Below are 13,663 nucleotides of genomic sequence, written 5' to 3'. Positions count from 1 at the left end.
GCATGATTGAAGCAACACGCAGCGAAAATACCTAGCAAATATAGGAATTGGCGATCGAGCCGCCACTCCCAGAGCCGACAGACTTTCAGCCGCAGGCGGCGGTGCGCTGAAGGAGGCGGAGGCTGCCGGTGGTGCCGAGGTCGCGGAACTTTCCACTGGCGGTCGCCCGGCGGTACAGGTGATCGGCCGCACGAAGGACAAGGAGGCCGCCGCCTGCGATCCAGTGGACCCAATCGTCGTAAGCGTGGTCGGCGGCCGCGCCGGAGTCGGGGGCGGTGATCAGCAGGAGGCGTAGTGGGGTGCGCCAGTTCTCCGGGTTCTCGTCAGTGCCGGAGATCGAGGCCGGGCGATCGGTGATTTCGATGATGGTGCCCTGGCCTACGTAGGCGCGGATGGCTTCGCGTAATGCCTGGGCTTCGTCCGCAGTCAGCGTTTCACCCATTTGCTCGATGAGTGCCGGCAATTCGCCGCGCACGGCCGTGAGTGCGGGCGAAGTCATTCGAAAGCCTTTCTCCAGCGCACTCATTCATACGGTTCCCGCATACCGCGAGTTGCTAGGCACGCTCGGCCATAGTAGCATCCGGACACGTGTCTGATCCCCTTTCCGACCGCTCAGCGGTGAGCATGGAGGCCACTCGTCGGCGGCTCACCCAGAAGCAGGCCGATACCGTGGACCGGTTGACGCAGGCGGCCATGGATGTGCTGGCGCGCGAGGGTTTCGCCGGGCTGACCGTCCGCATGGTGGCGGCGCAGGCCGGGGTGGGTACGGCTACCGCGTACACCTATTTCTCGTCCAAGGAACACCTGGTGGCGGAGATGTTCTGGCGGCGGCTGGCCGCCACGGACGCACCCGCCGGGACCGAGCCGGATTCGACGACGCGAGTACTGGCGGTGCTGCGGCAGATCGCGCTTTTGCTCGCTGACGAGCCGACATTGGCCGGAGCCGTGACCGCCGCACTATTGGGTACCGATCCCGATGTCGCACACCTGCGGCTGCGCATCGGCAGCGAGATCCGGCGGCGGCTGATCGACGCGCTCGGCCCCGACGCGGATCCGGAACTCGTCGAGACCCTGGAAATGATCTACGCGGGCGCACTGGTGCGCGCGGGCATGGGTTACGCCTCGTATGCCGAAATTGCCGACCGTATGGAGAAATCCGCACTGCGCGTGCTGAAAAGCTGACAACCTGAAAAGCCAGGTGTCTATCCGGGAGGTCGCAGATGACCCGGCCGCGCGCGGTATCCGGTGGCGAGCACGAGCACGGCCATCTCGAGGAGTTCCGCACCGACCCCATCGCCCTGATGACCCGGGTCCGGCGCGAATGCGGTGACATCGGCTCGTTCCGTCTGGCCGATCGCGAAGTCATCCTGCTGACCGGCGCGCAAGCCGACGAATTCTTCTTCCGCGTGAGCGATGACGAGCTGGATCAGGCTGCGGCATACCCGTTTCTGAAGCCCATCTTCGGCGAGAGCGTGGACTTCGATGCCCCGCCGGAACTCCGCAAGCAGATGCGCGGCCACGCCACCACCATCGCCCGCGAGGTGGACCGCATGGTCGCCCGCTGGGGTGACGAGGGCGAGATCGATCTCCTCGAATTCTTCGCGGAACTCACCATTTACACGTCCTCGGCCTGCCTGATCGGCACCAAGTTCCGCGAGGAACTCGACGGCCGCTTCGCACACCTCTATCACGAGCTGGAGCGCGGCACCGACGCCTACTGCTACGTGGACCCCTATGCGCCCATCGAGAGTTTCCGCCGCCGCGACGAGGCACGCTGGCAGCTGGTGAAACTGGTCCGGCACATCATGGCCGGGCGGCTCGCGAATCCCGCTACGGGCAAGGACGATCGGGACATGGTGGACGTGCTGGTGTCGGTCACCGACGAGCAGGGCAACCTTCGCTTCTCGGCCAGCGAGATCACCGGGATCTTCATCTCGATGATGTTCGCCGGGCACCACACCACGTCCGGCACCGCGGCCTGGACGATCATCGAGCTACTGCGGCATCCCGACATACTGAACACCGTTGTCGCCGAACTGGATTCGCTCTACGTCGACGGCTCCGACGTGAGTTATCACGCCCTGCGCCGGATTCCGAACCTGGAAGCGGTGCTCAAGGAAGTCCTGCGTCTGCATCCGCCGCTGATCATCCTCATGCGGGTGGCCGGCGAGGAGTTCGAGGTGTGCGGCCATCGCATCGCCCCCGGTGACCTGGTGGCCGCGAGTCCCGCCGTCTCCAACCGGATTCCGGAATCCTTCCCAGACCGTTGCGCGGGCGCGGCCTTCGCGCTCACGCAGCTGCCGGCGATCTTCTCGATCCTGTTGCGGGACTGGGAATTCGAACTGGCGCAGCCGTCCGACAGCTACCGCGACGACCATTCCACGATGGTGGTGCAGCTACAACAGCCGTGCGCGGTGCGGTATCGACGCCGCGCACGGCCGCAGAGCTGATTACAGCGCAGCCTCGATGGCGCCGGTCACGGCCGGATCCTTCGGCTCGGTCCGCGGCCGGAAGCGACCCAGGATCGCCCCGTCCCGCCCGACCAGGAACTTCTCGAAGTTCCACTGGATGTCCCCGGCCTCACCGGCGGCGTCGGCGGTGGCGGTCAGCTCGCTGTACAGCGCGATCCGACCCTCCCCGTTGACGTCGCTCTTCTCCAGCAGCGGGAAGTCGACACCGTAAGTGGCCGAGCAGAATTCGGCGATCTCCTCGGCGGTGCCCGGCTCCTGGCCCATGAACTGGTTGCACGGCACACCGACGACGGTGAATCCCTGCGGCCCGTAGGTCTGCTGCAGCTCGACCAGACCCGAGTACTGCGGGGTCAGCCCGCACTTGGAGGCGACATTCACCACCAGCACGACCTTGTCGCCGGCCAGCTCGGCCAGGGTGGTGGGCTTGTCGGACAGGGTGCGCAGCGGAATCTCGCGAATATTGGTCACAAGCACGAATATAGAACGGGTTCGGCGCACGCTGCGGTTCAGGCGTACCGCACCTGCCAATGTTTGATGCCGTTGATCCACCCCGACCGCAAGCGCTGCGGCGGCGCGACCTCGGCAATGTCCGGCATGGCATCGGCGATGGCATTGAACATCAGGTCGATTTCCAGCCGCGCCAGATTCGCGCCCACACAGAAGTGATTCCCGGTGCCGCCGAACCCGACATGCGGATTGGGATCGCGCGTGCAATCGAATTCGAAGGGCCGCTCGAACACCTCGTCGTCGAAGTTGGCGGAGCTGTAGAACAATCCGACCCGCTGCCCCTCCAGGATCTTCTGCCCGCCGAGTTCGGTGTCGTGCACCGCGGTGCGCTGGAAGGCCGTGACGGGGGTCGCCCAACGCACGATTTCGTCGGGCGCGGTCCGGGGGCGGTGCTGCTTGTACAGCTCCCACTGATCCGGGTTGTCCACAAAGGCTTTCATCCCGTGCGCGATGGCATTGCGCGTGGTCTCGTTGCCCGCCACCGACAGCAGGATGACGAAGAATCCGAACTCGTCCGAGCCCAGCATCTCGCCGTCCACGTCGGCGTTCACCAACTGGCTGACGATATCCCCCGCCGGTTGCGCCCGGCGCTGTTCGGCCATGTTGTAGGCGTATCCCAGCAGCTCGGCATTGGCGGTCATATTGTTGCCCGCGAATTCCGGATCGTCGTAGTTCAGTAGCTGATTCGACCAGGTGAACAGCTTGTGCCGGTCGTCCTGCGGCACACCCAGCAGTTCCGCGATGGCCTGCAGCGGCAGTTCGCACGCCACCTGCTCGACGAAATCCCCACTGCCCGCGGCCTTGGCCTCGCGCACGATTTTCCCGGCGCGTTCGGTGAGGGCCGCACGCAGACCTTCGATGGCACGCGGGGTGAATCCCTTGGAGACGATCCGGCGAATCTTGGTGTGCTTCGGGGGGTCCATATTCACCAGCAGCGCTTCGCGACCCAGTTCCAGCTGTGCGGGTTCGGAGTCGGCGGGCATACGAATGATGGAGCCCTTGAGATTCGAGGACCAGAGTTCCGGTCGCCGCGAGATCTCCTTGACGTCCTCGTGCCGGGTGATGACCCAGTAGCCGTCGTCGTCCATGGGCGCGGCTTGAGCGGGCGTCTGCGCGTTCCACCAGACCGGCGCGGTTCGCCGGAGCAGCGCGAACTCCTCGGCGGGACTATGGTCGGCCCAGAGCGCGGGATCGGTGAAATCGAAGCCGGCCGGCAATGACGGAACAGACACTGTTCCTCCTCGGGCATGGTGCCACTATGATCACGAAATTGGAACGTGTTTCACAACGATTGAACCACGCCGACCTGCGGCGGGGCAGCGTTTCCAGCCAGTTGATCTTGCCACTGGACATTGCGTCCAGCGGATCGGCAGACTAGAACTTGTTCTACAGTGATGCCAGGCACACTCGAAGATGAGGTAACTGATATGACCGCTTCCCCGGGCTCAGCGAACGAGGCCGACTACGTCGTCGTAGGCGCAGGTAGCGCCGGTGCGGTGCTGGCCGGTCGGCTCGCCCAGCGCGGCGCGAGCGTGATCCTGCTGGAGGCCGGGCGCAAGGACAACACCCAGCTGGTCACCCGCCCCGGCATGATCTCGATGGTCCACACGGTCCCCCAGCTCAAGAAGCTGGTGACCTGGAAGCAGTACTCGGTCCCGCAGAAGCACGCCAACAACCGCCTCATCCCCATGACGCGCGGCAAGGTGCTGGGCGGCTCGAGCTCCGTCAACGGCATGCTCTACGTGCGCGGCAACAAGGCCAACTTCGACTCGTGGGCGGCCGAGGGCAACACCGGCTGGAGCTACGACGAGATCCTGCCCGCCTACAAGCGACTCGAGAACTGGGTCGACGGCGCCGACGACTACCGCGCCACCGGCGGCCCGATCGAGGTGACGCGTCCGCGCGAGATCACGCCGATCGCCGAGGAATTCATGACCGCCGCGTCCGAGACCCTCGGCGCGCCGATCATCAAGGACTACAACGGTGCGTCGCAGGAGGGTCTGTCGATCTTCCAGCAGAGCGTGAAAGATGGTGTCCGCTACAGCTCTTCGCGCGGCTTCATCACCAATATGCCGAACTCGCACCTGACCGTGCTCACGCATGTGCAGGCCACCCGCGTGGTGATCGAGAATGGCCGCGCCATCGGCGTCGAGATCGCCGAGAAGAACGGGCAGCGCCGGATCGTGCGGGCGGCCAAGGAGGTCATCGTCTCCGGCGGTGTCATCGGCTCGCCGCAGCTGCTCATGCTCTCGGGCATCGGCCCGGCCGCGCACCTGCGCGAAATGGGCATCGACGTGGTCGCGGACCTGCCGGTCGGCCAGAACCTGCACGACCACCTGTTCGTGCCGATGACCTTCGTGTCCAAGAAGGCCATCCACCGCGGCATCCCCACCTATTTCGCGCGCGGCATCCTCAAGGAGATGCGCAATCCGGGCAGCTCCTTCATGGGCCGCACCGTCTTCGAGGCCGCGGGCTTCGTCAAGACCAAGTTCGCCACCGGCGACCACCCGGACATGCAGATCCACACCCTGCCGTGGAGCTACCCGACGCCCAACCAGGACGAGGACAAGCTGCACCTGGTGGACCGCCGCCCGGCGCTCACCGTCATGCCGTCGCTCATCTACCCGAAGAGCCGCGGCGAGATGAAGCTGGCCTCGGCGGACCCGTTCGCTTCGCCGCTCATCGACCCCGGCTACCTGACCGATCCGTGGGACACCGAGTTCCTGATCGAGGGCATCCGGATGATCCGGGAAGTCATGTCGCACAAGAGCATCGCGAGCGACATCACCGAGAACTTCTTCCCGGGCCAGGAGTGGGCCGACGAGACCGCGCTGCGGCGCGAACTGCCCAACCGCGTGCACTCCATCTACCACCCGGTCGGCACCTGCCGCATGGGCGTGGACGAGCGCGCGGTCGTCGACCCGACGCTGAAGGTCAACGGCATCGAGGGGCTGCGCGTCGCGGACGCCTCGATCATGCCGAGCATCACCGGCGGCAACACCAACGCGCCGAGCTACATGATCGGTGAGAAGGCAGCCGAACTGATCGGCTGAGTACAGACGGCGGAGGAGTGCTGCTACTTCCCTGGTAGCTCTTCCGCGCGGATCGACGGCTCACGACCACCGTCGATCCGGAACAGCCCCGGGCCTGCTACCTCTCGGCTCGGGGCTGTTGTATGCCACCACCCTGCCAAGGAGTCATCGTGTCCCTACCCGTGGATGTCTGGCTGAACGCACCGCTGGCCGAATCTGCCACGCGGGCAAGGGAGTTGCGGGCAGCCGGGGTGGACGGCGTGTTCACCTTCGAAGGCGCGCACGACGTGTTCCTGCCGTTGAGCCTGGCCGCGGATGCCGGAGTCGACCTCATGACCAATGTGGCCATGGCGTTTCCGCGCAGTCCAATGCATCTCGCGCATACCGCGTGGGATCTGCAGGCATTGTCGGGCGGGCGGTTTCGACTCGGGCTCGGCAGTCAGATCCGGCCGCATATCGAGCGGCGGTACGGGAGTACCTGGTCGGAGCCGGTGGAGCGGATGCGGGACACCGTGCTGGCGGTGCAGGCGATTCTGCGGGCGTGGCAGGAGAAGGAACGGCTGGACTATCGGGGGCGGTTCTGGCGGCACACATTGATGACGCCGCAGTTCGATCCGGGGCCGAATCCGTATGGGGCGCCGCCGGTTCTGGTCGGGGCGCTCGGGCCGCGGATGACCGAGATGGCGGCGCAGGTGGCGGATGGACTGCTGGTCATGCCGTTCAATACCGAGCGGCATTTCCGGGAGCGGACGCTGGCGGCGGTGGACAAGGGGCTGGCGGGGTCCGAGCGGCCATTCGAGATCATCGTGGAAGCGATTGTGGCCATGGGTGATTCGCCGGAGGAACTGGCCGCCGCGCGATCGGCCGTGCGGAATCTGCTGGCGTTCTACGGTTCCACGCCCTCGTATCGCCCGGTGCTGGAGGTCGAGGGGTGGGCGGACTTGCAACCGGAGCTCAATCTGCTGTCCAAGCAGGGGCGGTGGCGGGAGATGGCGGGGCTGATCGATGATTCGATGGTGGATGCGCTGACCGTCAGCGGGACGTCCGCCGAGTGCGCCGCGCAGATCCGAACGAGGTTCGGGGACAACGCTTCCCGTGTCTGCTGCTACTTCCCGGGCTACCAGGTCGCCGATACCGCGATCGCCGACCTGGTAGCCGCACTGCGCTAGCCGACCGTGATCGGCCGGTCCAGCTCGAACAGGCTGCGATGACCGGTCATATCGGTCACCACCAGCCGCGGCAGCTGTGGGCCGCGGCCGTAATAGGCATGGGAAGTCACCGGGTCGGTGGTGGTCTCGTGCGAGCCGTCACCGAAATACCAGTCGTACTGGCGGATCGCGGCTCCGGCCGGGTTGGCGTCGAAGACGACCGGGGTACCCGCATCCACCTTCGTCCGGGACGTGGTGAAGCCGTCACCGAGCGGCTCACCGCCGCCGAACCATTCGGCCAGCCGCGGATTCAGCAGGAACGCCTCGGCGTACTTGCGCGCACCGTCGGTATCGGGCTGTCCGGCGGCCGGGACGGTCAGGCACTGCGGCAGCTCGCCCGGCCGGGGGCAGGCCAGCTGACGCAGCGAGATTGCCTCGTCGCCCAGTGGATTCATGGCCGGTCGCCGATCCCCGGTCTGCACGGCATCCTGGGTGAACAGGCCGTCGGCGGCGGCCGCGAAGGCCTCACCCGCTGCGGCATTGGCATCGGTCACCGCCTGCCGGAACGCTTCCCCCGACAGCCGCACGAACTCCGACCAGCGCTGGGTCAGCCCCTGCGGCACCCGGCCCGCGTCGTAGCCGTGGAAATAGTCGCCCAGCAGCACCTTCGGCGCGCCGGGCAGTGTGTGGGCGGCCTGCACGGCCTCGCGGGCGCCGCGCCCGCCGTAGCCGAGCTTGGCGCCACTGAAGTAGGGGACGGTCGCGGCCGGATTCTCCGATTCCGCGCCCACCCCGGCGCATTCGCGGCGCACGGCGGCGGCCAGGTCCTGGGTGCCGGGCGTGACACCGACCGGAATGCCGAAGAAGGGGTCCAGGTCGTTGAGGCAGCCGTCCATGACGACCAGATCCACCTGGTAGCCGTTGGCGGTGGCGTCGGCCGCGGCCTGTTCGAGCTGGCAGAAGACATCGAGGGTGGCGTCGGCGCCGGTCGGGCAGTTCGGATGCAGTGCGGGGGAATCGAGGGTGGCGCCGGAACTGGTGTAGTCGTGCAGCTGCGCCTTGCGACCGATGCGGGTGCCGAGCGTCTCGGCGAACAGGTCCGCGAAGGTGCGATCCTTGTCCAGGTTCTGGCCCCACAGCACCGAGTCGCCGACCGAAACCACATGCAGCGGACGGCATTCCCGGTTCACCCGAAAACTCCAGGGCTTGCCGTAGCCGCTCACGTCACCGCCGGGGACGCGGGCGCGGGCGTCCACGCGTAGCAGGCCGTCGGGGGGTAGCTCGTCGCGGCGGATGTCGAAGCCGACGGTCATCACCTCGTTCTGCACCACGGTGATGCCGCTGCGAATCGGCTGGCCGCCGCCCAGGATTCGCCATTCCACCTCGGCGTGGGCCGGGACGCCCGGCGGGAAATAGACGGCGGTGGTGCCGTGTAGCGGGCCGTTGCAGGGCCCATCGTGCGGAGTGCTGACATCGAGTATGAGGGGAAGGTCGGACAGGGGGTCGGCCATCGCGGGGCCGCCGGGCCCGACGATGGTTCCGGCCAACGCGAGCACACCCGTCAATGTCGGCAGCAGCGCTGCACGGCTTTGCCGGGATCGCCACAACTTCACATGCTCCTCCTGGGAGTTCCGCAATCTGACAGCAGACATGGTGCGGACGGGGCGGCGCGACCTCGTGAGGCGCGCCGGAATGGCCCAATTTAGGCGCGTTCTACCTGCATATCTGCTAGACAAAGGGGATGAACGCGAGAAATCTGACACTCGCAACACTGGCCTTCGGCCTGACCTTTTGGGCCTGGAATCTCATTGGTCCGCTATCGAGCAGCTATACCAAGCAGCTGGGCCTGTCCCCCGGCCAGCAGTCCCTGCTGGTCGCCACCCCCGTACTGGTCGGCTCGCTGGGCCGGATCCCGGCCGGTGTGCTCACCGACAAGTTCGGCGGGCGCCTCATGTTCACCGTCATCTGCTTCGTGTCGATCATTCCGACCCTGCTGGTGGGCTGGTCGAATTCCTTTGCGGCGCTGATCCTCTGGGGCTTCTTCCTGGGCATCCCCGGCACCTCCTTCGCGGTCGGCATCCCGTTCGTGAACTCCTGGTTCGAACCGGCCCGGCGCGGCTTCGCCACCGGCATGTTCGGTCTCGGCATGGGCGGCACGGCGCTGTCGGCGCTGTTCACCCCGCGCCTGGTGGACCATCTGGGGCGGGCGCAGACCCACGTGCTGATGGCCGTCGCGCTGGCGGTGCTGGGCGCGGTGATGTGGCTGTTCAGCCGCAACTCGCCGGAGTGGAAACCGGCCACCGAGCCGGCGCTGCCGCGCATCCGGGATGCCTTGAAGCTCAAGGCCACCTGGCAGGGCTCGTTCCTGTACGCGGTCGCATTCGGCGGGTTCGTGGCGTTCTCCACCTATCTGCCGACGGTGCTGAAAAACGTCTACGAGTTCTCCCAGTCGGATGCGGGACTGCGGACGGCGGGCTTCTCGATCGCGGGCGTGCTGGCGCGGCCGCTGGGCGGCACGCTGTCGGACAAGATCGGACCGGCGCGGGTGCTGATGGTCTCCTTCGCGGGCACGGCGATCATGGCGATCGTGCTGGCATTCAAGCCCGGCCCGGAACTGCCCGCCGGTACCGCGCTGGTGTTGATGGCGTTCTTCCTCGGACTCGGCACGGGTGGCGTGTTCGCACTGATCGCCCGGTTGGTGGAACCGGCGCGGGTGGGCACGGTAACCGGACTGGTCGGTGCTGCAGGTGGATTGGGCGGCTACTTCCCGCCCTTGGTCATGGGGCTGGTCTACAGCTCGCGGCACGACTACTCGTTCGGGTATGTCCTCCTCGCGCTCACCGCCGCGGCGGCCCTGCTCTACACGCTGAAAGTTGGCCGTGAGGTCCGCAATTGAGTGTTCATGATCGGCGAAATCGCCGAAAACAGGTCCTTGCCAGGACTATTCGCAACTACAAGATCTTGTTAAGGCCGTGCCAAGCGCGGCTGGGCATCGTTGTGTCAACGCCGGAACACACGGCGGACCCAACGAGCCACCATCCGGGGGTGGGGACGCTGGGGCCGACCCGCCCACGAGGGGTGGTGGGTCGACCCACAGCAAACCAACCAACCGGTACTCGATTCGGGAGCATGGCCTACCGCGAAGGGGGTGGTAGGCCAGCGCGGACCCGCTGTTATCCACCCACGAGGGGTGGCGGATAACAGCGGGTTCTTCGCGTCCGAGGCTAACGATCAGCGATCTTGTTCGTCCGATATGTGGCCTCCGGTGCCCGATGCACGGCATCATTGAGGGCAAGAGCGCCAAGAAGATTGGGATTGACGATGGAAACAGTGGTCGTCTTCGTGCTGGCCTGCCTGATCTACTGGTGGGGCCTAGTCTGACGTGGAAGTTTGCGCGACCGCGTACAGCGCGTCCGCGATGCGGCGGCTGAAGTGGTCGGCATCCTCGGTGCCGTGGGTCAGGGCGCGCATCAGCGTCGCGCCACGCAGGAACTCGAAGATCGCCTCGACATCGCAATCCGGCGCCGCCTGACCGGAATCGGCTGCGGCCGTGAGCAGCTCGCGCAGCGCCGCGATGGTCGGACGCTCACCACCGTCGAGCAGGCGGCGATAGCTCTCCTGATCGTCGTGATATTCCGAGAGCAGGCCGGGGATGGCCGAGCGGGCCGCCGGATGCGCGGCCGCGGCGAGGAACAGGCGCGTCCAGGCCAATAGGTCCGCGCGCAGATCACCGGTGGGGACCGGATGGTTCTCCGAGTCGAGCGCGAACACGGCCTCCTCCACCAGGGCCCGCTTGCCGGGCCAGCGGCGGTAGATGGACGTCGTGACGACACCGGCGCGCCGGGCCACGGCGGCGATGGTGGTGGCCTGGTAGCCGTCGCGGACCAGGAGTTCCTGGGCGGCCTTGAGTACCTGGGCATCCAGGTGCGGGTCACGCGGGCGGCCGGGGCCGGTGCGGGCGGTCGCCTGGGTCACGGCGGGTTCCCCTCCTGCTGGAAACGGTGGAAATTCTGAAACAGGTTACATCGTGGGTGTAATTGAAATACGCTGCGCCGCGTATTCTAATTCAGGAGGACCGTCGCATGCTGACGCCGCAGGACGAACTGCTCGCCCACCAACTCGCCACCACCTTCGACCACGTGCAGCAGAGCGATCTGCGCTGGACCGAACGCGTCGTGCTGTACGGCTTCGACACCACCGGTGAGCTCAGCGTGATGACCGGCATGGCGCGCTACCCCAACCGCAATGTGCTCGACGCCTACGCCATGGTGACCATCGGCGGTAAGACCGCGCACGTGGTTCGGCTCTCGCGCGAGATCGGCGGCCGCTACGACGGCATCGCGGACTGGACCGTCGGGCCGTTCACCTACGAGGTCGTCGAACCGCTACGCAAGGTGCGCGCCACCCTCGGCGACAACGGGCACGGGGTGCGACTGCACCTCGACTTCGACGGACAGTTCCCCGCCTACGAACAGGAACCCGCGTTCTTCCGCACTCGTGGGCGGGTCCGCGAGGACGCCCGGCGGTACTACCAGAACGGGCGCATCGCGGGCTGGCTCGAGGTCGAGGGCACCCGGTTCGAGATCGACCCGGAGACCTGGTGGTTCGGGCGCGATCACTCCTGGGGCACCCGCCACGGCGGGGGCGGCGGCAGTCTCGGCGAAGGCGAGGGGCTACAGCCCGGCGAGATCCCCGACGGGGTCCTCTACTACATGGGCATCTTCCAATTCGAGGACGAGCTGGTGCATTTCGCGCAGCGCGAGACCGCCGACGGACAACGCTGGCACTTCGAGGGGACCGTGCTGGCGCCACTCGACGCCGGCGGGCAGGCGACCCCGATCATCGGCACCGAGCACGCGCTGACCTTCCGCGACGACTTCCGGATCGTCAGCGGCGGCAGCTTCACCGTGCGCTCGGCCGACGGGCGGGAGCGGGAATTCCGGATTACGCCGATCTCCGACTTCTGGCCCGGGATAGCGGGATACGACCATTACCGCGGGTACGCCTCGGGGCTGTGGAAGGGGGCCGACTGGAGCGACGGCTTCACCGCCGATCTCACCGATACCGCCGATCTGCGCCAGGTCAGCATGCTCAGCGAGACCTTCTGCCGGATCGAGACCGACGGCAAGGTCGGGTACGGGCTGGTCGAAATGGTGTTCATGGGGCGCAATGCGCGCTACGGGTACGCGGGGTTCTGACGGTGAGCACCAACCGAATTCCGGCAGAGCAGCTGGGCGAGGCACTGGAACCGGCGGTGCGCGAGCATCTTCCGGTATCGGAGGCGGCACGGGTTCGCAATGTGTCCCGTACCGAGCGCGGGTTCGCCACCGAGACCTATCTTTTCGAGATTCAGGACGGTGACGACAACACACCGTTGGTGCTGCGGCGGCCGCCGGATCTGTCGCTGTTTCCCGACTACGACCTACTGCGGCAGGTGCTGGTCATGCGACGGCTGGCCGCGACCGGTCTCCCGGTGCCGGGCGTCGCCTGGTTGGAGCGCGGCGAGAATCCGCTCGGGAGTCCGTATTTCGTGATGAACCGGCTGGAAGGGCAGGCGCCGAGCGACTATCCGTCGTATCACGTGGCGGGGACCTACTTCGAGGCCACGCCGGGGCAGCGCGAGCGCATGTGGTGGGGGTGCGTGGACACCATCGCGGAGGTCAATCAGCTGGATTGGCGGGAGCTGGGATTGGAGTTCCTGGCGTTTCCCGAGCGCGGCGCGGGGGTCATCGAGCAAGGGGTGAACTACCTCGACGCCGCACTGTCCTGGGCCTGCGAAGGTGATGCGCCCGAGATCTATCGGCGGGCCGTCGCGTACCTGCGGGACAACCTCTACGAGCCGGAGCGGATCGCGCTGTGCTGGGGTGACGCTCGCATGTCGAACATCCTGTACGACAGCGATTTCCGGGTGCGCGGCGTGCTGGACTGGGAGATCGCGCATCTCGGGGCGCCCGAATCGGATCTGGCGTGGATGCTGTTCCTGGACTGGGCCTGCAGCGAGTACGAAGGGCATGCGGCTCTCCCGGGGACGCCGTCGCGGGCGGAGACCATCTCCTACTACGAGAAGATCACCGGAGAGCGGGTGCGCAATCTCGCGTACCAGGAGATCTTCTCGGCGGCGCTGCTGTCGGTTCCGCTGCTGCGCATGACACATCGCGTGCAACTGCCGCCGGAAATGAACATCACCGGATTCTGCACCGCCCGCATCGAGCAATTACTCGACTGACTTTTGTCGGCGACTGCGGTTAGGCTGTCGCCGCACATTTCATTTCGATCGGGGGGTTTCTTCGGTGCTGCGCGTAGGCGTTTGGATGGTCATCCTGGGCTTCGGCTCGCTGCTGCTGGCCAAGGCCAATATGCATTTCATCCTGTTGGCATGGGCGGATGACATGCAGCCGGGGTTCGGGATCGGGCTCGGCATTCTCGGGGTGCTGGTGGCGGTCGCCGGGGTGGCGACGAAGGCCTCGAAGGGGCAAGCGTAAGACCAACGAATCCGCCCCCGGCA

13 protein-coding genes are annotated in these 13,663 nt (G+C 66.5%); 8 read left to right on the top strand and 5 right to left on the bottom strand.

Going from position 1 to position 13,663, the window contains the following annotated elements; all coding sequences use genetic code 11:
• Positions 1-85 precede the first annotated feature (85 nt).
• Complete coding sequence (locus tag ACYVN4_RS16700; protein WP_460721986.1) at positions 86-499, bottom strand: hypothetical protein; 414 nt, start codon at positions 497-499, stop codon at positions 86-88.
• A 119-nt stretch (positions 500-618) separates the two neighbouring features.
• Between ACYVN4_RS16700 and ACYVN4_RS16695 the strand changes: the two genes are divergently transcribed.
• A complete protein-coding gene (locus ACYVN4_RS16695; RefSeq protein WP_460722716.1) occupies positions 619-1,182 on the top strand; it encodes a TetR/AcrR family transcriptional regulator in 564 nt (187 codons plus the stop codon).
• A gap of 38 nt (positions 1,183-1,220) precedes the next feature.
• Positions 1,221-2,450, top strand: coding sequence for a cytochrome P450 (locus tag ACYVN4_RS16690; RefSeq protein ID WP_460721984.1), 1,230 nt, complete (start codon positions 1,221-1,223; stop codon positions 2,448-2,450).
• Here ACYVN4_RS16690 and ACYVN4_RS16685 read toward each other — a convergent pair whose 3' ends face one another.
• Together ACYVN4_RS16685 and ACYVN4_RS16680 are read right to left on the bottom strand one after the other, a co-directional pair.
• Positions 2,451-2,939 carry a glutathione peroxidase gene (locus ACYVN4_RS16685; protein ID WP_460721982.1) on the bottom strand — a complete coding sequence of 163 codons (489 nt, stop codon included), beginning with the start codon at positions 2,937-2,939 and terminating at the stop codon, positions 2,451-2,453.
• Positions 2,940-2,977: 38 nt separating this feature from the next.
• A complete protein-coding gene (locus tag ACYVN4_RS16680) occupies positions 2,978-4,210 on the bottom strand; it encodes a cytochrome P450 (RefSeq protein ID WP_460721980.1) in 1,233 nt (410 codons plus the stop codon).
• Between the two features lie 195 nt (positions 4,211-4,405).
• On the opposite strand from ACYVN4_RS16680, the gene ACYVN4_RS16675 reads away from it, so the two are divergent.
• Together ACYVN4_RS16675 and ACYVN4_RS16670 are read left to right on the top strand one after the other, a co-directional pair.
• Positions 4,406-6,031, top strand: a complete 1,626-nt coding sequence (locus ACYVN4_RS16675; protein ID WP_460721978.1) for a GMC family oxidoreductase — start codon at positions 4,406-4,408, stop codon at positions 6,029-6,031.
• Positions 6,032-6,180: 149 nt separating this feature from the next.
• Positions 6,181-7,179: a TIGR03617 family F420-dependent LLM class oxidoreductase gene (locus tag ACYVN4_RS16670; protein WP_460721977.1), complete on the top strand. Its 999-nt coding sequence runs from the start codon at positions 6,181-6,183 to the stop codon at positions 7,177-7,179.
• On the opposite strand, the gene ACYVN4_RS16665 is transcribed toward ACYVN4_RS16670, so the two are convergent.
• Positions 7,176-8,771, bottom strand: a complete 1,596-nt coding sequence (locus ACYVN4_RS16665) for a PKD domain-containing protein (protein WP_460721975.1) — start codon at positions 8,769-8,771, stop codon at positions 7,176-7,178. The genes ACYVN4_RS16670 and ACYVN4_RS16665 overlap by 4 nt on opposite strands.
• A gap of 128 nt (positions 8,772-8,899) precedes the next feature.
• Here ACYVN4_RS16665 and ACYVN4_RS16660 point away from each other — a divergent pair, with 128 nt between their 5' ends.
• The gene (locus ACYVN4_RS16660; protein WP_460721973.1) at positions 8,900-10,054 is read left to right on the top strand and encodes an MFS transporter; all 1,155 of its coding nucleotides are present in this window, start codon (positions 8,900-8,902) and stop codon (positions 10,052-10,054) included.
• Positions 10,055-10,530: 476 nt separating this feature from the next.
• Here the strand turns inward: ACYVN4_RS16660 and ACYVN4_RS16655 are convergent, their stop codons facing one another.
• Positions 10,531-11,133, bottom strand: coding sequence for a TetR/AcrR family transcriptional regulator (locus ACYVN4_RS16655; RefSeq protein WP_460721971.1), 603 nt, complete (start codon positions 11,131-11,133; stop codon positions 10,531-10,533).
• 107 nt (positions 11,134-11,240) lie between these two features.
• Between ACYVN4_RS16655 and ACYVN4_RS16650 the strand changes: the two genes are divergently transcribed.
• From ACYVN4_RS16650 to ACYVN4_RS16640, 3 genes are all read left to right on the top strand, one after another.
• Positions 11,241-12,356, top strand: a complete 1,116-nt coding sequence (locus ACYVN4_RS16650) for a hypothetical protein (protein WP_460721969.1) — start codon at positions 11,241-11,243, stop codon at positions 12,354-12,356.
• Positions 12,357-12,358: 2 nt separating this feature from the next.
• The gene (locus ACYVN4_RS16645) at positions 12,359-13,384 is read left to right on the top strand and encodes a phosphotransferase family protein (RefSeq protein ID WP_460721967.1); all 1,026 of its coding nucleotides are present in this window, start codon (positions 12,359-12,361) and stop codon (positions 13,382-13,384) included.
• An 85-nt stretch (positions 13,385-13,469) separates the two neighbouring features.
• Positions 13,470-13,640, top strand: coding sequence for a hypothetical protein (locus ACYVN4_RS16640; RefSeq protein WP_460721965.1), 171 nt, complete (start codon positions 13,470-13,472; stop codon positions 13,638-13,640).
• The last annotated feature ends 23 nt before the right edge of the window (positions 13,641-13,663 follow it).

This window comes from Nocardia heshunensis (assembly GCF_054782115.1).
The sequence above is the reverse complement of the archived record's forward strand: the minus strand, read 5'-3'. Positions and strand labels throughout refer to the sequence as shown.

Excerpts from the sequence above, each read along its gene's own strand:
- ACYVN4_RS16700 (WP_460721986.1), bottom strand. The coding sequence starts at position 499 with ATGACTTCGCCCGCACTCACGGCCGTGCGCGGCGAATTGCCGGCACTC.
- ACYVN4_RS16690 (WP_460721984.1), top strand. The coding sequence starts at position 1,221 with ATGACCCGGCCGCGCGCGGTATCCGGTGGCGAGCACGAGCACGGCCAT.
- ACYVN4_RS16675 (WP_460721978.1), top strand. The coding sequence starts at position 4,406 with ATGACCGCTTCCCCGGGCTCAGCGAACGAGGCCGACTACGTCGTCGTA.
- ACYVN4_RS16660 (WP_460721973.1), top strand. The coding sequence starts at position 8,900 with ATGAACGCGAGAAATCTGACACTCGCAACACTGGCCTTCGGCCTGACC.
- ACYVN4_RS16650 (WP_460721969.1), top strand. The coding sequence starts at position 11,241 with ATGCTGACGCCGCAGGACGAACTGCTCGCCCACCAACTCGCCACCACC.
- ACYVN4_RS16640 (WP_460721965.1), top strand. The coding sequence starts at position 13,470 with ATGGTCATCCTGGGCTTCGGCTCGCTGCTGCTGGCCAAGGCCAATATG.